Source organism: Flagellimonas yonaguniensis, assembly GCF_029193885.1.
Classification (GTDB): Bacteria; Bacteroidota; Bacteroidia; order Flavobacteriales; family Flavobacteriaceae; genus Flagellimonas; species Flagellimonas yonaguniensis.
The window spans coordinates 38,975-57,578 of the sequence record NZ_JARFVB010000003.1 but is presented as its reverse complement, the minus strand read 5'-3'; the positions used below and the strand labels follow the sequence as shown (position 1 = coordinate 57,578).

The window sequence follows — 18,604 nt, the reverse complement described above, 5'->3', positions numbered from 1 at the left end:
GTTTGCGCAAAATTTAAAAAATGACTGGAAATAGAACATTTACCATGATTAAGCCTGATGCCGTTGAAAATGGGTACATCGGGGCGATTTTGGATAAAATTACGGCTGCTGGATTTAAGATTGTGGCCATGAAGTACACACAATTGAGCAAGAGGGATGCCGAAATATTCTATGCCATCCACAAAGAGCGTCCATTTTTTGGTGAATTGGTGGAGTTTATGACAAGGGGTCCAATCGTAGCTGCCATTTTGGAAAAAGACAATGCTGTGGATGATTTCCGTGCATTGATCGGTGCTACCAACCCAGAAGAAGCTGCCGAAGGCACTATCAGGAAATTGTACGCTGCCAGTATTGGCGAGAATGCGGTACACGGTTCGGATAGCGATGAAAACGCTGCTATCGAAGGTGCTTTCCACTTTTCAGGAAGGGAAATCTACTAATCCAGATACAAGATATTTTTAATCGAAGCCACCTTTTTGGGTGGCTTTTTTATTTGTTCCGCACTTGTTGCGGAATCTCAGCAATGGTTTTGCAGATTTGTCATTCTGAAGGAGCATGCGACTGAAGAATCTCTTTTTCAAAAACTAATAAAAGGGAGGGATTTAAGTTCAAGATCAAAGATTCTTCGCTTCACTTCGATTCTGTTCAGCGTACCAGCTCAGAATGACCAGGAAAGGTATTCGCAGCCATTCGTTGAATTTGTGTCAAATGGTATCCAACCAATTATTGATGAGATGCTGAAACCTGCCTTTGCCGGCAGGCAGGCAAGTTCAGCATGATGTCGAGTTATCGCAACACCAATTTCTTTACCAATTCCTTGCCCAATTCCTCATTGATCATTTTGATGATCTTGGTTTTGCCCAAACTCAATTCCTCTCGCAATACCGAAGAGGAAAGAGAAACATAGAGCGTCTCGTTTTTGAGTTCAACGGCCGATGTGTAATTGTTTACTCCATTGCCCATCAATTTAACCCAAGCCTCCCTGGCATCTACCTTATCCATGCCTTTTTGGAGCTTGTTTTCTTGGATAAATTCGCTCAGCGCTTCGCTCAACGGAATGTGGGAGCTGTGTCTTTTGGCCATTACTGTGGGATTTTTATGGGTTCAAAACGCTTGTATTTGTATGTGACGCCTTCTTGGTTGATGACTGAAAACGAGACAGAATCCAACTGCACCAGTTTTTCCTCCCATTCGCTGAACTCATTTTTATAACGAAGGGTAAAGGTTTCATTGATTTCTGATACTTCAAAATCCTCCACATCTTTGGAGGTGTCGTATGAACCATCAAACTGGGGTTTCATCTTTTTTCGGTACCCTTTGTTTCCCTTCAACTGAATGAAATCGATGCTTGTGTTCATCCCATATTCCTTGATGGAACCATCAGGGAATTCTACCTCCGATATCTCCCAATAACCGTTCAAGTAATCTAAATCTTTTTCATTTATGGATGAATCGCCACAGCTCCAGAACAGTAAAATCAATAAAAAGGGAAGGATGCGTTTCATGATGCTACAAGGTAAATATTTTATAACTCTGATGGATGTTCTTGACCACATTTTCCGTTCGGTCGGCGTGTGTGTCGCTGATAAAGATCTGGCCAAAATTATCATCCTTGACCAGCCCGACAATATGGGACACCCTGTTTTCGTCCAGCTTGTCAAAAATATCATCCAATAATAAAATGGGAGTGGTGTCGGCCAATTGTTTGATGAAATGAAACTGTGCCAGTTTCAAGGCGATCAAGAATGATTTTTGTTGCCCTTGGCTCCCGAATTTTTTAATGGGGTGGCCCGCAATCGTAAAGCTCAGATCGTCCTTGTGTACCCCTACCGAAGTATATTGCAGGGCACGGTCTTTCTCAATATTGTTTTTCAAAAGATTTAGCAAATTGTCATCACTCAATTGACTTTCATAAGAGAGGTCGATTTGCTCATCTTTTTCGGAGATGTTGTGATACTGCTCCTTGAAAATGGGAAGAAAAGAATCAATGAACTCTACTCTTTTTTGATGAATTGCTGTTCCCAGGGTGTTCATCTGATCGTTGTAAATGCTCAAGGTATCGGGGTCAAAAGTGCGATTGGCCACAAAATACTTTAAAAGTGAGTTCCGCTGCGATACCACCTTGTTGTATTTGATGAGGTTTTGCAGATACACCTTGTCCGATTGTGAGATAACCCCATCCATAAACTTTCTTCGGGTGTCACTTCCCTCTAATATTAAATCACGATCCGATGGCGAAATGATCACCAAGGGTAAAAAACCAATATGCTCGGAAAATTTTTCATAGGGCTTTCCATTGCGCTTGATCACTTTTTTGGTGCTTTTTTTAAAGGAACACAGTATTTTTTCAGTTCTTTCGTTTTTCTCAAACTCCCCTTCGACCACGAAAAAATCGGTGCCGTGTTTTATGTTTTGTGTGGACACGGGATTAAAGTAGCTTTTGCCAAAGCACAGGTGGTAAATGGAGTCCAAAACATTGGTCTTTCCCACTCCGTTATCACCTACCAAACAGTTGATCACAGGGTCGAATTCCAAGGTCTTGGAATCAAAGTTTTTGTAATTGACTAAAGATAAATGCCTTAAAAACATAAAAAATCAGAGAAACGGTTTGGAATTAAAAGGTGGCCCTTCAAAAAGGGGAATCCAAAAATAACGAATAAATTACCTTTTGGTTTTGGATAAAAACTTTATTTTTGCGCGACCAATTAAATGACGGATGGCAACATACAAGAAGAGAGGCTTTAAGCCAAAAAATAAAGAGGAAGAAGCTCAGATAGAGGAACACGACAGCACAACGGCTGAAGTTTTCAATACTTTGGACGAGGGTGCCTCCAAGACCGAAGAGTGGGTTCAGAAGAACCAAAACTACATTTTGGGCGTTATTGGGGTAATCGCCGTAGGTGTTTTGGCCTATTTGGGATACCACCAATTCATCCAAAATCCTAAAGAAGCTTCTGCAGCAAACGAACTTTTTTACCCACAACAATATTTTGATCAAGCTTTGGCAAGCGAAACCGAGAAGGATTCGTTGTTTACCTTGGCCTTGAACGGTGCTCAAGGTAAATATGGTTTCTTGGACATTATCGAGGAGTACAGTGGTACCAAAGCAGCTAACTTGGCCAAGTATTCCGCTGGCATGACGTATTTGAATCTAAAACAATATGATCAGGCAGTTTCTTACTTGGAAGATTTTTCTTCTGATGATGATATTATGGGAGCTATGGCCAAAGGTGGGATTGGGGATGCTTTTTCCCAGCTGAATCAGCCTGAGGATGCCTTGGATTACTACGAAAAAGCCATTGCACATAGCAATAACGAGTTTACGGCGCCACGATTTTTGCACAAAGCAGGTGTGGTTGCATTGAACCTCGGCGAAAAAAGCAAGGCTTTGGGTTATTTCGAAAGAATCAAGGAAGAATACCCTAACTCTCAGGAAGCCAACGGTGTTGACGCTCTTGTAGGGTTGGCGCAAAACTAAAAGATGGCCACAGAGAACAAAAACTTATCCGTTTACGATAAAAACAAAATCCCAAACGCGAAGGACCTTCGGTTTGGGATTGTTGTTTCTGAATGGAACGATGAAATAACCGAAGCGCTGTATCAAGGTGCTGAAGAAGCCCTTTTGGATTGTGGGGCACTCCCTGAAAATTTGATTCGCTGGAACGTTCCCGGAAGTTTTGAACTGACTTTCGGTTGCAAAAAGATGATTCAAACAGAAAAAGTAGATGCCATAGTTGCCATCGGTAGTGTTATCCGTGGGGAAACCAGTCATTTTGATTTTGTATGCAGTGCAACGGCCCAAGGCATCAAGGACCTGAATGTCGCTTATGATGTTCCCGTGATTTTCTGTGTGTTGACGGATGATACTATTGACCAGTCCAGAGCCAGGAGCGGGGGCAAGCACGGCAATAAGGGAACCGAAGCCGGCATCGTCGCCATCCAAATGGCGGTATTGGGCAAGTAAAGCTCAAGAGTCAAAATCAAGCTCAATCACAAGACCAAGTTCAAATTCAGTTATTCCAATAATCCAGTAAGCGAGCGATTCAATTATCCATCCATAGGTTGTTAACATTTTTTGGGACGATCGCCCAACCCTTTTTTTCTATTTTGAGTACCTTTGAGGTTACAGCGATAAGGATATCATGCGAAACCCTTTAAAACTTAGGAAAAACAAGAGCTTCGATTACTCCCCTAGATATTACAAGGGAGAGGGGAATCCTTATAAAATTGAGCACAAACTAGATCAATTTAGGACCACGGCGCATTCTACCAAGGGGCTAAAGAACAAGTTTACCTCGGCAATGGATGATCTTCAGACCGAAGGGGATAAAAATTTAAAGCTTCGTTTTTGGATTATTGTGGCCGTTTTGGTGTTGCTGTTCCTGTTTATCATCGATTTTGATCTATCAATATTCCTAAATCCATAATGGCGGATATCATTAAACTTTTACCGGACCATGTCGCTAATCAAATAGCAGCAGGGGAGGTGGTCCAACGACCCGCTTCCGTAGTAAAGGAACTGATGGAAAATGCCATTGATGCCGGTGCTACCTCCATTAAGCTCATTATAAAGGATGGGGGCAAAACCCTTATTCAAGTGGTCGATGATGGTGTGGGTATGAGCGAGACGGATGCACGTTTGTCTTTTGAGCGCCACGCCACTTCCAAAATATCATCAGCACAGGATCTGTTCAATTTGGAAACCAAAGGTTTCCGTGGGGAAGCCTTGGCATCCATCGCTGCCATTGCCCATGTGGACATGCAAACACGTACTACTGACAACGAAGTCGGGACCCATTTAAAAATCGAGGGAAGTAAAATCGTATCCCAAGAAGTTGTGGCCACTCCGAAGGGAACATCCATATCCGTAAAAAATCTATTTTTCAATATTCCAGCAAGACGCAACTTTTTAAAGTCCAACCAAGTGGAGCTTCGTCACATTACCGATGAGTTTCATCGTGTGGCAATGGTGCATCCGAATGTTGAATTTCATTTTTATAACAACGGTTCGGAGATATTCAATCTGCCCGGCACAAAACATCGTCAGCGAATCGTGCACATCTTCGGAAGTAAAATGGAGCACCGTTTGGTGCCCGTGAATGAAGAGACCGAAGTGGTAAAGGTGTCCGGTTTCATCTGTAAGCCCGAGTTTGCCAAAAAGAGCAGGGGAGAGCAGTTCTTTTTCGCCAATGACCGATATATCAAAAGTCCGTATTTGCACCATGCCGTGGTTGCTGCTTTTGAAGGTTTGATCAAATCCGATACCTATCCAGGTTATTTTTTGTTTTTGGATGTGGACCCGTCCTCCATCGATATCAATATTCATCCAACCAAAACCGAGGTGAAGTTTGATGACGAGAATACGCTTTATGCCATTTTAAGGTCAACGATAAAGCATAGTTTGGGACAGTTCAATGTGGCTCCCGTTTTGGATTTTGACCATGACCCAAATTTGGACACACCTTATTCCTACAAAGAGAAAGGGGCCGTGATTCCGAAGGTTACCGTAGATGCTACATTTAATCCATTTGAAGAATCAATGGCCAAAAAAAGCAGTTCGAGTGGTAATTTCCATAAACAAAGCACCAAAGGTTGGGAAGACTTGTATGAAGGTCTTGGGAACCAAAATGATCATCAAGAGTTCAGTAGTGTGGTCATTGAGTCCGAAAGCGAGGAACAGGGTACCTTGTATTCGGGAAAAGAGGCCGAGGAGCATTTGGCCAGTACGTTTCAGTTGCGACGCAAATATGTGGTAAGCACGGTTAAGTCGGGAATGTTGGTCATCCATCAAAATAGAGCCCACGAGCGGATTCTTTTTGAAAAGTTTTTGGGTGAGATTACCGTGAAAGAAGGGGTAAGCCAGCAGTTGCTCTTTCCTTTGGAATTGACCTTCAATAAACAGGAGTTGTCCGTGCTCAAGGAAATCCAAGAAAGCCTGACAAACATTGGGTTTGTGTTCGAGAGCTTGGAAGAAGAAACTGTAAAAGTGACAGGCGTGCCCATGATGGTTCCCGAAAGTGGGATTGGCACGGTATTGGACCGGTTGATTGCAGATTATATGGAGGGATACGCCAATGGTTCCATTTCGCAGGCTGAAATGTTGGCCAAGGCATTGAGTAGGAATCTTGCGGTGCGAACGGGGGATGTGCTGGACTCTGAGTCGCAATTGATGTTGGTAAACAACCTTTTTGCGTGCAAGGAACCCAATTTGAGCCCTTTTCAAAAAATAACATACACCATTATCTCCGAAGGGGATATTGATAAAAAATTCAACTAGATGGGTAGAATGACCGAGGCAGTAAAGCATATATTGATCATTAACGTGATCTTATTTTTTGCCACACAATTATATGGAGACCAGATGTATCAGTGGATGTCTCTCTGGTTTCCCAAAAATCCAAATTTTGAATGGTGGCAGGTGGTTTCCCATATGTTTATGCACGGCAACCTGATGCATATTCTGTTCAACATGTATGCACTTTGGGCCTTTGGAACCCCTTTGGAGCGGATTTGGGGAAAGAACAAGTTCCTGTTTTTCTACTTTTCGGCTGGTTTGGGTTCAGCTGCCCTGCACACTGGGGTCAATTATTTTCTGTTTAACGAAGGAATGAGTGCTTTGGAAGGAGCAGGCATTGCCCGTACACAGGTTTTGGATATTTTGGCCAATGGACAGTATAGTCCAGGTTGGTACGATATTGCAGGAAAAGGAATAATCGACAGCATGCTGACTGCATTTAACACCCCTGCGGTGGGAGCATCCGGAGCTATCTATGGTATTTTGGTGGCCTTTGCCTTTATGTATTCGGAGGCCAAGTTGATGCTCATATTTTTGCCCGTACCGATTAAGGCAAAGTATTTTGTGCCCATTCTAATTGGAATCGATTTGATTTTCGGAATTGGAAACGTGAATACTGGAGTGGCGCATTTTGCCCACATAGGAGGTGCGTTGATAGGATTTATAATGATGTGGTACTGGAAAAAGAACCAGTTCAATAATAATCGGTGGGATTAATTTATGATGAACGGAGGACTTCGATATCAATTTGCAAGGCTTAGCATAGCCGAAAAGCTGATTGCCATCAATGTACTTATTTTCCTGGTTAATGGACTATCTGGGGCATTGCTAGGGCAGTCGTTTTCCCATTGGTTCCATTTGCCAAAGGATTTTTTTGAGTTTTTGGCCCAGCCTTGGTCACTGGTCACGTATTCGTTTTTCCATGCAGGATTTGGTCATATTTTCTGGAATATGCTAGTGCTCTATTTTGCCAGTCGTATTTTCTTAAACCTCTTTGATTCCCAACGGTTCATCAACGTTTACTTTTTAGGTTTGATGTTGGGTGGGTTGGTGTTCCTGCTAAGTTATAACGTATTCCCTACCCTGGTCAATTCCAATACCGCATTGATTGGAGCATCTGCGGGAGTGAATGCGGTGCTTATTTTTGTTTGTACTTATATTCCCAACCAAGAGGTCCGTGTTATTTTCTTCAATATCAAACTATGGTATATTGGAGTTGCTTTGGTGGTCAAGGATTTGGTGATGATAGGAATGGGAGACAATATTGGTGGAGGTATGGCGCACTTGGGTGGTGCATTTTTAGGATATATGTATGCCCGTCAGTTGTTCAAAGGCAATGATATAGGTTCTGGCTTTACTAAATTGAGGAATGCCATTGCAGGTATTTTCAAGCCAAAAGTGAAGAAGGCGCCTTTGAAAACCGTATATAAGAAAAAAACTGCTTCAAACAGCAAAGCGGATTATGATAAACAGGTCAAGCAAAAAAGGATAGATTCCATTTTGGATAAAATCAGCAAATCGGGGTACGAAAGCTTATCCAAAGAGGAAAAGGACTTTTTGTTTAAGGCAGGTAAGGAAGACTGATACGTGAAGAACCTCTCATTTTTTGATAAGATTATCTTTTTTCTAAACACATTGGTGGCTTTGGTGTTGGCTGTTTCTTTGCTTGTACCTTTTGTGCCCACAAAATTGATATCCTCGCTTTCCGTTCTTAGTCTGGTTGTTCCTTTCACGGTAATCGTGAATTTGATTTTTGTTTTTTATTGGTTATGGAAACGAAAGAGAAACTTTTTCTTGTCTGGGTCGCTATTGGTTTTGTGGTATTTGCTTTTAGGGCCTTTCTACCAGTTTTCTTTAAGTGAAAATGTAGATGAAAAAGAAGGGGTTTTATCAATAATGTCATTCAATACAAGAGGCTTTAATGCATTTAGGCAATTGGATGAGGATGGTGTGGAAAGCAAGATCTATGGGTTCGTATCTGAGCAAGACCCCGATATTATTTGCTTTCAGGAGGCTTATTATGCAATGAAGCGTAATGAAGCGCTATCTCAATATAAATATAAGTTTGTTGATTTTACATTTGGAAGGCATAGGGAAAAAGTAATTCAGGCAATTTATTCCAAGTACCCTATTTTAAAAATAGATTCCATACCATTCCCTCAAAGCTCAAACAATGCTATTTATGCGGATATTTTGATAAACAAGGACACGGTTCGGGTCTATAATTTGCACCTGCAGTCGTTTCGGATAGTCCCGGGTTTGAACACCATCCAACATGGTGGGGGCACCAAGCTTTTCCAAAGAACAAGAAATGTTATGCTGAAACAGTACGAGCAAGCCAACCTGATAAGGGAGAATATGGAAGCAACGAGCAATAAAAAGGTTGTGGTCGGGGATTTTAACAATACACAATATTCCAATGTCTATAATATAATCAAAGGGAATATGAGCGACTCTTTTCTCGAAAAAGGGAAAGGTTTTGGTCGTTCGTATGACTTGTTGAAATTCCCTCTACGTATCGATTATATACTGGCAGACGAGAATTTTGAAGTGCTTTCCCATCAAAATTTTAACGAGCGACTGTCCGATCATTACCCTGTGATGGCCACATTGCGGTTGAACTCACATCAATAAGCAATCCAATATGTCCGCAATGATGTGGATGATCAAGGCTAATCCGATAATCCTTGTCGGTCTGAAAAAAGGTAATATGCAATAAATGGCTATCGCCCAGTAGCTGTGCAGCACATGAAATCCAATACTGCATCGATTCGGGTCGTAGAGAGGAGTGGCCCAAAGGTGATCTATGTCGATGATGATCCCAGCCAATAATATCAGTGCCACTTTGATTCTGTTATCCTTAAAAAACCAAAAGGCTATCAAAATAGGAACCAAAAAATGTATGCCGTAATGGAGTAGGTGCCTAAGCATGTTTTAAATCCAAAGATAGACTTTTCAGATAGCTGAGTGTGTTGGTTCCTTCGTTGAACAAAAGGTCCAGTACACTTAAATTTGGGATAAACCCATGTCGTTCTTCAAAAACCTGTGTGTAAGGATCAATGCCCCAATCTTTTTCTTTTTTTGCTTCCACCAAAAATCGGGCATCAAAACAACAGATGGGCTCAACTTCGTATGCTTCGGTTTTCTCCTTTGGAATTTCTATCCCAACACAACCAGCAATTGTTTCAATGGTTTTTAAATTGAAGTCATAAAGGGAATCATCATTTCCTTCATAAAGCGGTCTTATTTCATCCTCATAAAACTCAAAAAAAGGAGAGGTACGGTATGCCGTTTCCAAGGTGCGCCAATGCTCTTTTTTCCAATTGTAGCTGTTCTCTGTTGATACATCGGCATATTTTTGACGTCCTTCTTTCCCTCCGACGTGTTGTATGGGAATATTGAGCATGTGCTTGCCCTTGTCGGTTGAAATATAGCAGCGGTTTCGGTAGGTCTGTTTTTGAAAGTTATCATGTTCCTCCCACACCACCTCATGCTGAACCATGGCCGCAAAAGTGGCAATACTTGGAAAATATGTTGGGTGGAGTAGTATTTTCAAAGAACAAAGGAATTAAGTTGTACTAGGCTTTTTTCTTCTTTTTCTTACGGAAGAAATCAAAAATGAACCAGGCGACCAAAAGCGCAATGAAATACCAGAAATAGGATACGGGCTCGCCACTTCCACCAACGGTAGTGAATACACGCTCCCAACGTACCCTCCAATTGGAAATGCCCTGTCTGAAGTTGTCAAAGCTCATCCAAAGGAACACAGGTTTTCCCACAATGTGGTCGGCAGGAACATACCCCCATGTTCTACTATCTTCGGAGTGGTCACGGTTGTCTCCCATCATCCAGTAATAGTCCTGTTTAAAGGTATAGGAATCGGCTTCTTTACCATTTATGAGTACTTTGTTGCCAGTAATCTTTACATCGTTGTATTCGTAATCCCGAATGATTTTTTTGTACAACGGAATGGTCTTGGAATTGATTTCGACCGTGGTTCCCTTCTTTGGAATATAAATTGGCCCAAAGTTATCATTGTTCCATGGATACAAGTTGGGTTTTTGTGGGAAAGCCCCACCATATTCCCCTTTGGGTTCAATAGTCTGTACCACGGAATCAATAGCAGGATTGTTCCTGAGCGCCGTGACCATTTCATCGGTTAAATTGGCCATTCGGGAACGGGGTTTTTCCTCGGTAAGTGAAAGTCTTAATTGACGGATGACTTCAGTTGGGATACCATTTTCCTGTGTGTAAAGCTCAATTTTCCCATCCTCCGTTGGTCTTCCACCAGAAATAAATGGTGCCAGTGCATTATATTGGGCTTCACTTATATTGGTCGCAATATATTTGCGAACATAGTCAGATGCATCAACTTCTTCCAAAAATCTACTGGAAACCCCGTTTTTTGCATAAATATCATACACATACATCGGTTTCGCCCTGTCGGACAGTTGGAGCTCCTTACCATTGATGTACACATAGCCATTGATGACCTCCAATGAATCCCCAGGTGTGCCAACACATCGTTTTACGTAGTTGGATTTTTTATCAATCGGTTTTATTACGGCTTTTTGCGCTTTAAAAAATTGATACAAAGTGTCAGCTGGAAGGCTAAATACAACAATGTCATTTTTTTCCACTTTCTCAAACCCCGGCAAACGCATATAAGGCAGTTGCAGCTTGTTGATCCAAGAAGTTTTATAAGTATCCGGATTCACATCGGCCAAATATGACCTTGTTTTGAGGACAGGAAGCGTATCGTGTACCATGGGCGCGGCCAAAGTGGTCATGGGCACCCTAGCGCCATAGTGGAACTTACTTACAAACAAGAAATCCCCAACTCGAAGGGTACGCTCCAGAGACCCTGTCGGAATCACATAAGGTTGAATGAAATAGGTGTGGACAAAGGTTGCTGCCACAATGGCAAATACAATGGAACTGACCCATTCGCCCAATCCTGTTTTTGGTTTCAGGCTTCGATCTTCAATATATTGTACGTCTTCAGCATAATTGATATAGAAGATATAAAAACCAAGGGTAAGGATGACCAACCAAGTGTCCACAAGGGAATTTTTTCCAAAACTTCGGATGGTTTCCACCCAAACCACGGGGAACATCAATAGATTGATGATGGGAATGAACAATAAGAGTACCCACCACCACGGTCTGTTTATGATTTTCATCAAAACAATACCATTGTAAACAGGGATGGCGGCTTCCCATGCTTTTCTGCCCGCCTTAACGTAGAGTTTCCAAGTTCCCAAGAAATGGATGACCTGAATGATCAGGATGAAAATGATCCATTGTATACCGTCCATATAAAAAAGTTTCTTTGTTAGACCCTGGGTCTATGTTCCTGTTACGTTTTTTAGCTAAGGTTTAACACATCCTTCATGGAAAAGACACCGGTTTTTCCCTGTATCCATTCCGATGCAATCACTGCACCGAGTGCAAAACCTTCCCTGTTATGTGCTTCGTGTTTTATTTCGATGGTGTCCACGGAACTCTTGTAAGCAATGCTGTGGGTTCCTGGTACCATGCCCTCCCTTACTGATTTTATGGAAATTGTTTTATCGCCTGATTCATCCAACTTCCAGTCTTGGTAAGAGGTGTTTTCAATAATGCCTTCGGCCAAGGTAATGGCTGTTCCGCTGGGAGCATCCAATTTTTGGGTATGATGTATCTCCTCCATGGAAACCTTATACTGATTCAATTCTCCCATCATTTTGGCAAGATGTTTATTGAGCTCAAAAAAGATATTTACGCCCAAACTAAAGTTGGAGGCATAGATAAAAGCACTTTTATGCTCTTCACATATTTTGATGGCCTCCTCAAACCTATCCAGCCACCCAGTGGTGCCGCTTATTACGGGTACATTGCTCTTAAAGCAATTGGTGATATTGTCAAAAGCGGCTTCTGGTGTACTAAAATCAATGGCAACATCCATTGAGCTGTAATCAACTTCTTGTGAAGGGTCATCAATCTTTGCTACAATGGAATGGCCTCTATCTTGAGCGATTTGCTCGATCATCCTTCCCATTTTGCCATATCCAAACAGACCAATCTTCATACATTAAAATTTTATGACCATGGCCATACCGTAGTTTGGCTCATTGGTAAAAGGATTTATATCCAGATAAGGGTTAAAATCAACAGCCAGATCATCACTGACATTATACTGTTTCAAGTGTGAATCCACATTGGCATCTATAATGTTCAGGGCGTAAAGAGCAATGGTGATCACCAAGGCCAAATCCCTGTCTCTCTGCGTGTTTTCCTGTGCTTCTTGCAATGCTTCAGAGGTTAAATCGGGGCCAACACCATCTCCGTTCAAATCCCAAAATTCATCATCCTCAAAACCAGCAAGTCGGCGTTTGAAGGCATTTCTTGCCCTACGGTATTCCGTATTGTTGTAAGAGTACACATAAATACCTGTTCCGATGGCCCCCCAAACTATGGGGGCTTTCCAATAACGCTTGTTGTATATCTGTCCCAGCCCAGGGAGAATAGCTGAATAAAAGGCAGCTTTACTGGGCGCAAGGGGATTGATGTCTTTTTGTTTGGTAACTTCTTCAAAAGTTACGCCTTTCCCTTCCATATTTTGTGCAATGGAATCCACCTCTTTGGTTTGCTGAGGCTGTTCTTTTTTCTCATTTTCCTCTTCTTCCTGAGAAAATCCTGACTGAAACAACAAAAAGGCAAAGAGCAATAAAAGGAGGTTTTTATTCACCTGTCAATAATTTTTTGATACGCTTAAAGTCTTCCTCGGAATGGAAGGGTATCACAATTTTTCCTTTTCCGTTTTTTGATGCGGTCACGTCCACTTTGGTAGCAAGTCGTTCTTTGATGGAGTCCAGACTGTTGGAAACAAAATCGGGCATATCAAGAACACTTTTTTTCTTGTCAGAAGGACTTTTAGGGTCTTTATGGGCTTTTACCAGTTGTTCCGTAGCCCTTACTGACAATCCATCGGAAACCACTTTTTCGTAGATGGCAATCTGTTCTTTTTTCTTATCAATGTTGATGAGTGTCCTGCCATGCCCCATACTGATGAACCCATCCCGCATTCCCGTTTGGATGATGGGGTCCAATTTCAATAACCTAAGATAATTGGTAATTGTCGAGCGTTTTTTTCCCACACGGTCACTCAATTTTTCTTGTGTGATTTCAATCTCGTCAATAAGTCGTTGGTAGGAGAGTGCTATTTCAATGGGATCTAAATCCTGTCTTTGGATGTTCTCCACCAAGGCCATTTCCAAGGATTCTTGATCGTTGGCGATACGGATATAGGCTGGAATGGTTTCCAATCCCACCAATTTGGATGCACGGAACCTTCGCTCCCCGGAAACCAACTGGAATTTGTTGAAATCCAGTTTCCTTACCGTAATTGGTTGTATAATGCCCAGTTCACGAATGGAGCTGGCTAGTTCTTCAAGGGTTTCGTCGTTAAAATTGGAACGTGGCTGAAAAGGGTTGACTTCAATGGAATTGATATCAAGCTCCACTACATTACCTATGACCTTGTCCGCATTTTTATCCGAAACTGACCTGATATCATTCTCTGGATCATTCAAAAGAGCGGACAGGCCTCTTCCCAACGCCTGTTTTTTTGTTGCTTTCGCCATCTAAACTTTCTCCTTGTTTTTCTTCAAAATTTCGTTGGCTAAGTTAAGATAATTGGAGGCACCTTTACTGCTCGCATCATATTTTATGATACTCTCCCCATAACTTGGGGCCTCGCTCAGCCTAACGTTACGTTGGATAATGGTATCAAAAACCATATCCGAGAAGTGTTTTTTCACTTCTTCGACTACTTGGTTGGAAAGTCGTAACCTGGAATCGTACATGGTCAACAACATTCCCTCGATGTCCAAATCGTTGTTGTGTATTTTTTGTACACTTTTTACGGTGTTCAATAGTTTGCCAAGACCTTCCAAGGCAAAATACTCACATTGTATGGGGATCATTACGGAATCTGCTGCCGTTAGTGCGTTGAGGGTCAGTAATCCAAGTGAAGGGGCACAATCTATGAGTACAAAATCGTACTTGTCACCCAAATTTTTCAATGCACTCTTCATCATGTATTCCCTGTTGTCCTTGTCCACCAATTCAATTTCAATGGCAACGAGGTCGATGTGTGCGGGAACCAAATCCACATTGGGAGAATCCGTAGGGATGGTTACTTCTTCCACGCTCATGGTATGCTCCAAAAGCTGATAGGTCCCATTTTCCACGGAATCAACATCAATACCCAATCCAGATGTCGCATTGGCCTGGGGGTCGGCATCAATGAGTAGCACTTTTTTTTCCAATACACCTAAAGAGGCTGCAAGGTTTACCGTTGTGGTGGTTTTTCCTACACCGCCCTTTTGGTTTGCTATTGCAATAATCTTGCCCATTTCATAGTAAGTTAGGTGCTAAAAATACGATTATTTAGGATGCGATAAAATGTAATTTGTTAACAGGTGGTAAATAAACCTGCTATTCCACGTTAAATAAAGTTAAACTTTTACTTGCTAGACTGTTATGGATTCTAATCCAAAAGGATGTTCAAAATTTCCGTTGCGGCATCTGCAATTTTGGTGCCTGGTCCAAACACGGCCACGGCTCCATTGTCCAACAAATGTTTGTAATCTTGCTTTGGGATTACGCCTCCCACGATGACCATAATGTCTTCGCGACCGTATTTTTTCAGTTCTTGAACCACTTCTGGAACCAAGGTTTTATGTCCTCCTGCAAGTGAGGAAATGCCCAATACGTGCACATCGTTTTCAACAGCTTGCTTGGCAACCTCGGCAGGGGTTTGGAACAAGGGTCCTATATCCACATCGAAACCGAGGTCGGCATAGCCAGTGGCCACCACTTTGGCGCCACGGTCGTGTCCGTCCTGACCCATTTTGGCCACCATAATACGTGGTCTACGACCTTCCTGCTCAGCAAAAGTGTCGGCAAGCTTTCGGGCTTTTTCAAAGCTCTTGTCGTTTTTGATTTCTTTGGAATACACGCCGGTAAAGGATTGGATTTTAGCTCTGTAGCGTCCGAACGCACTTTCCATGGCATCACTTATTTCACCCAAGGTAACACGTTCTTTGGCCGCTTCTACCGCTAAAGCTAATAAATTTCCACGGCTGGAATCGTTTTCAGTGGCCTTTTTGGAAGCAATACGGATAGCTTCGAGTGTTTTTTCCACTTTTTTGGAATCCCTGCTATTTCGGATTTGGTCAAGACGGGCCATTTGCTGTTTGCGCACCTTGGCATTGTCCACTTCCAAAATTTGAAGGTCGTCTTCGTTCTCCAACCGGTATTTGTTTACCCCAACAATGGTATCCTGTCCGCTATCGATGCGTGCTTGCTTTTTGGCTGCGGCCTCTTCAATGCGCATTTTTGGGATGCCTTTTTCGATGGCCTTGGTCATACCACCTAATTTTTCCACCTCCTGAATCAATTCCCAGGCATTTTCAGCAATTTCTTGTGTCAATTGTTCCACTTTGCGGCTGCCTGCCCATGGGTCTACCGTTTTGGTAATATGGGTTTCCTGTTGTAGATAGATTTGTGTGTTTCGAGCAATACGTGCCGAGAAGTCGGTGGGTAAGGCGATTGCTTCGTCCAAGGCATTGGTGTGAAGACTCTGAGTTCCACCAAATGCTGCTGCCATGGCTTCAATAGTGGTTCTGGCCACGTTGTTGAACGGATCCTGCTCGGTTAAACTCCAGCCACTGGTCTGACTATGGGTACGGAGCATGGAGGATTTTGGATTCGAAGGATTGAATTGATCCACCAGTTTGGCCCAAAGCATCCGTCCTGCACGCATTTTTGCTATTTCCGCAAAATGATTCATTCCGATACCCCAGAAAAAGGATAGTCGTGGTGCAAATTCATCAATTTTTAGGCCTGCTTTTATTCCCGTTCTAATGTATTCGATACCATCGGCCAGGGTATAGGCCAATTCCATGGATGCGGGTGCTCCTGCCTCGTGCATGTGGTATCCGGAAATACTGATACTGTTGAACCTTGGCATATTTTTACTGGTGAACTCAAAAATATCTGCTACGATTTGCATAGAAGGAGTAGGTGGGTAGATATAGGTGTTCCGCACCATGAATTCTTTTAAAATATCGTTCTGGATAGTTCCCGAAAGTTGTTCCATGGAAACTCCTTGCTCCAGACCTGCTACGATATAAAAGGCCATAATGGGAATCACGGCCCCGTTCATGGTCATGGAAACGGACATTTTGTCCAAGGGGATACCGTTGAACAAAATTTTCATATCCTCAATGGAATCTATGGCCACCCCTGCTTTTCCTACATCGCCGACCACACGGTCGTTGTCCGAATCGTAACCGCGGTGGGTGGGTAGGTCAAAAGCCACGGAAAGTCCTTTTTGCCCAGCTTCCAAGTTTCTTCTGTAAAATGCATTACTTTCCTCGGCCGTGGAAAATCCGGCATATTGGCGAATGGTCCATGGCCTGCGAACGTACATGGTAGAGTAGGGTCCACGAAGGAATGGCGAGATACCCGCTGCAAAATTCTCGTGCTCGTAATTTTGGGTCTCGACTGCGCTCGACCTGACAGCCAATTCCAATTGTTGAAGGTCTTTTCTACTCATCGTTCAATCTTTTTTGTTCAGATGCTTCGGCCAATCTTTTTTCTATAATCGGCTCAATGATGGTTTTTCGTGCTTTTTGCTTCACAAAGGGATAGAGTTCCAAATCATCCTTCATCCGATCTTGCGGATTTTGGTATCTGTTGGTACCCAATGAAACTATTTTTCCTTCATCAAAAAGTTGCTGTTCTTTTTCGGCACTTTCCTTTATTTTTTGTTGGATGGTTCCTTTTTTCATGGTATCCAAGAACCCGCCGGCTTTTTCCAAATGCTTGAAGAGAACTAAGGCTTTTTCCGCCAATTGATGGGTAAGGGATTCAATATAATAGGCGCCTTCGGAAATTTGTGAAGCCTCCAAAAAATAACCTTCCTCCTTTAAAAGCAGCAGTTGGTTACGGGCAATACGTTCGCCAAAATCATTGTCTTTATGGTAAATGGCATCGTAGGCCAAATTAGAGACAGTGTCCGCTCCGCCCAACACTGCTGACATACATTCTGATGTGGTTCGGAGCATGTTTACATTATAGTCGTAAAGAGTTTTGTTCCGCTTGGAGGGAACGGCTAGGATATTGCACTCGCTTTGTATGCCATATTCAGAGATCAGGCTGTTCCAAAGCCATCTCATGGCTTTTATTTTTGCTATTTCAAAAAAATAGTTGCTTCCCACAGCCATTTTAAAGGTAATGGGAAAAGACTTCTCGACTGCGCCCGAAGTGACAAAATGGTTCAAATATTCATTGGCGTGGGCTAAGGCATAAGACAATTGCTGTACCATGTTGGCGCCAGCATTTTGATAGCGAGAAGCATTGACCCCGATAATTGAAATATCGGAAGTGCCTAGTGCAACCAAGGCAGCTAATATTTTGTGGTCCTTTTCCAGATTGTGGTACCAGTTGCCATCTTTGGTCAAATGGCCAATGATATCAATATTCAAATAGGCTTTTGCTTTTTTGTCCTTGAGGAGTGTTACCAATTTTTTGATGGGTTCCAAGACCAAAAACTCAAAATTGAAGTAGAGTTTCGTCTCTTTTAAATCAACTCCTGAGAACAAGGTTTCAAAGTCCGTAGCTTCATTCGGAATAGTGAAAATCAAAGTTTCGACACCTTTTTCAAGTATTTCGAGGGCTTTTATGTTCGATTTCTTTTCATCGCCCACATAAATACTTTGACCAACTGCCCAATCGTGATTTTTGGGCAATGCATAGCTTGGAATGTTTTTTAGGTCTTCTTGATTGTAAAAAGGCTTGACGTTGATGCCTTCCAAAGATTCCCAGACCAAGGTTTCGTTGTAATCGGCACCTTTAAGATCCATCTGAATCTTTTGCTTCCACTGTTTGGCGGAAACTTCAGGAAATTCGTGGAATAGGCTAGTGTTATTCATCTTGTTTGTTCTTTAGACTATCTTCATATTCGATCAGGAAAATCTCTTCATTGTCCTTTTTCATATAGTATTTCTCGCGGGCCAACTTTTCGAGCTCTTTTTCATCGGACATCTTTTCCAAGATTTCCTTGTCCTTGGCGATTTCGCTTTTCAGGAACTCTTTCTCCTTTTCCAACTTATCGATTTCGTTCTCCAGCTCCAAATGGATCATTAGGGAGTTAGTGTCAAAAAAAGCCATCCATATCACAAAAATGGTCAACACCAGAATATAGGTGTTGGTCATAATCTTGAACCATTTCTTTTTCCTCAACTCCTTTAGGCCCAT

General features: G+C 42.3%; 21 protein-coding genes. 8 read left to right on the top strand and 13 right to left on the bottom strand.

From position 1 onward, the window contains the following. Positions 1 to 20 precede the first annotated feature (20 nt). The gene (locus tag PY092_RS06565) at positions 21 to 440 is read left to right on the top strand and encodes a nucleoside-diphosphate kinase (protein WP_163625778.1); all 420 of its coding nucleotides are present in this window, start codon (positions 21 to 23) and stop codon (positions 438 to 440) included. Positions 441 to 786: 346 nt separating this feature from the next. Here PY092_RS06565 and PY092_RS06560 read toward each other — a convergent pair whose 3' ends face one another. Genes PY092_RS06560 through recF form a run of 3 tightly spaced genes read right to left on the bottom strand, consistent with a single transcriptional unit; the run spans position 787 to position 2,589 of the window. Beyond that, entirely contained in the window at positions 787 to 1,083 is a 297-nt protein-coding gene (locus PY092_RS06560; protein WP_127139333.1) for a DciA family protein, read from the bottom strand. Continuing rightward, positions 1,083 to 1,505, bottom strand: coding sequence for a hypothetical protein (locus tag PY092_RS06555; protein WP_275615053.1), 423 nt, complete (start codon positions 1,503 to 1,505; stop codon positions 1,083 to 1,085). The genes PY092_RS06560 and PY092_RS06555 overlap by 1 nt, the downstream gene beginning before the upstream one ends. A gap of 4 nt (positions 1,506 to 1,509) precedes the next feature. Further along, positions 1,510 to 2,589: a DNA replication/repair protein RecF gene (recF, locus tag PY092_RS06550; protein ID WP_275615052.1), complete on the bottom strand. Its 1,080-nt coding sequence runs from the start codon at positions 2,587 to 2,589 to the stop codon at positions 1,510 to 1,512. Between the two features lie 127 nt (positions 2,590 to 2,716). Here recF and PY092_RS06545 point away from each other — a divergent pair, with 127 nt between their 5' ends. The 7 genes from PY092_RS06545 (at position 2,717) to PY092_RS06515 (ending at position 8,929) form a co-directional block, all read left to right on the top strand. Beyond that, complete coding sequence (locus PY092_RS06545) at positions 2,717 to 3,478, top strand: tetratricopeptide repeat protein (protein WP_275615051.1); 762 nt, start codon at positions 2,717 to 2,719, stop codon at positions 3,476 to 3,478. A 3-nt stretch (positions 3,479 to 3,481) separates the two neighbouring features. Then, positions 3,482 to 3,964 carry a 6,7-dimethyl-8-ribityllumazine synthase gene (gene ribH, locus PY092_RS06540; protein WP_275615050.1) on the top strand — a complete coding sequence of 161 codons (483 nt, stop codon included), beginning with the start codon at positions 3,482 to 3,484 and terminating at the stop codon, positions 3,962 to 3,964. 178 nt (positions 3,965 to 4,142) lie between these two features. Then, positions 4,143 to 4,427 (top strand): riboflavin synthase subunit beta, encoded by a 285-nt coding sequence (locus tag PY092_RS06535; RefSeq protein ID WP_275615049.1) that lies wholly within the window; start codon positions 4,143 to 4,145, stop codon positions 4,425 to 4,427. Beyond that, the gene (gene mutL, locus PY092_RS06530) at positions 4,427 to 6,277 is read left to right on the top strand and encodes a DNA mismatch repair endonuclease MutL (protein ID WP_275615048.1); all 1,851 of its coding nucleotides are present in this window, start codon (positions 4,427 to 4,429) and stop codon (positions 6,275 to 6,277) included. Before PY092_RS06535 ends, mutL begins: the two co-directional genes overlap by 1 nt. Then, complete coding sequence (locus tag PY092_RS06525) at positions 6,278 to 7,012, top strand: rhomboid family intramembrane serine protease (protein WP_275615047.1); 735 nt, start codon at positions 6,278 to 6,280, stop codon at positions 7,010 to 7,012. It abuts the gene before it with no gap. Positions 7,013 to 7,015: 3 nt separating this feature from the next. Further along, positions 7,016 to 7,879: a rhomboid family intramembrane serine protease gene (locus PY092_RS06520; RefSeq protein ID WP_275615046.1), complete on the top strand. Its 864-nt coding sequence runs from the start codon at positions 7,016 to 7,018 to the stop codon at positions 7,877 to 7,879. A 312-nt stretch (positions 7,880 to 8,191) separates the two neighbouring features. Continuing rightward, positions 8,192 to 8,929: an endonuclease/exonuclease/phosphatase family protein gene (locus tag PY092_RS06515; RefSeq protein ID WP_275615045.1), complete on the top strand. Its 738-nt coding sequence runs from the start codon at positions 8,192 to 8,194 to the stop codon at positions 8,927 to 8,929. On the opposite strand, the gene PY092_RS06510 is transcribed toward PY092_RS06515, so the two are convergent. From PY092_RS06510 to PY092_RS06465, 10 genes are all read right to left on the bottom strand, one after another. Further along, positions 8,918 to 9,226, bottom strand: coding sequence for a DUF6122 family protein (locus PY092_RS06510; RefSeq protein ID WP_275615044.1), 309 nt, complete (start codon positions 9,224 to 9,226; stop codon positions 8,918 to 8,920). The two genes, PY092_RS06515 and PY092_RS06510, sit on opposite strands and share 12 nt — an antisense overlap. Then, entirely contained in the window at positions 9,219 to 9,851 is a 633-nt protein-coding gene (locus tag PY092_RS06505) for a WbqC family protein (RefSeq protein WP_275615043.1), read from the bottom strand. The genes PY092_RS06510 and PY092_RS06505 overlap by 8 nt, the downstream gene beginning before the upstream one ends. Before the next feature lie 22 nt (positions 9,852 to 9,873). Continuing rightward, on the bottom strand, positions 9,874 to 11,613 hold the full coding sequence (gene lepB, locus PY092_RS06500; RefSeq protein WP_275615042.1) for a signal peptidase I: 1,740 nt from the start codon (positions 11,611 to 11,613) through the stop codon (positions 9,874 to 9,876). 50 nt (positions 11,614 to 11,663) lie between these two features. Then, complete coding sequence (dapB, locus tag PY092_RS06495) at positions 11,664 to 12,365, bottom strand: 4-hydroxy-tetrahydrodipicolinate reductase (RefSeq protein WP_275615041.1); 702 nt, start codon at positions 12,363 to 12,365, stop codon at positions 11,664 to 11,666. Positions 12,366 to 12,368: 3 nt separating this feature from the next. Further along, the gene (locus PY092_RS06490) at positions 12,369 to 13,025 is read right to left on the bottom strand and encodes a DUF5683 domain-containing protein (protein ID WP_275615040.1); all 657 of its coding nucleotides are present in this window, start codon (positions 13,023 to 13,025) and stop codon (positions 12,369 to 12,371) included. After that, on the bottom strand, positions 13,018 to 13,920 hold the full coding sequence (locus PY092_RS06485; RefSeq protein ID WP_275615039.1) for a ParB/RepB/Spo0J family partition protein: 903 nt from the start codon (positions 13,918 to 13,920) through the stop codon (positions 13,018 to 13,020). Before PY092_RS06485 ends, PY092_RS06490 begins: the two co-directional genes overlap by 8 nt. Continuing rightward, the gene (locus tag PY092_RS06480; RefSeq protein ID WP_275615038.1) at positions 13,921 to 14,694 is read right to left on the bottom strand and encodes a ParA family protein; all 774 of its coding nucleotides are present in this window, start codon (positions 14,692 to 14,694) and stop codon (positions 13,921 to 13,923) included. A gap of 134 nt (positions 14,695 to 14,828) precedes the next feature. Continuing rightward, positions 14,829 to 16,901, bottom strand: coding sequence for a methylmalonyl-CoA mutase (scpA, locus tag PY092_RS06475; protein WP_275615037.1), 2,073 nt, complete (start codon positions 16,899 to 16,901; stop codon positions 14,829 to 14,831). Then, on the bottom strand, positions 16,894 to 18,279 hold the full coding sequence (locus tag PY092_RS06470) for a methylmalonyl-CoA mutase subunit beta (protein WP_275615036.1): 1,386 nt from the start codon (positions 18,277 to 18,279) through the stop codon (positions 16,894 to 16,896). Before PY092_RS06470 ends, scpA begins: the two co-directional genes overlap by 8 nt. Further along, on the bottom strand, positions 18,272 to 18,604 hold the full coding sequence (locus PY092_RS06465; protein ID WP_275615035.1) for an FtsB family cell division protein: 333 nt from the start codon (positions 18,602 to 18,604) through the stop codon (positions 18,272 to 18,274). The genes PY092_RS06470 and PY092_RS06465 overlap by 8 nt, the downstream gene beginning before the upstream one ends.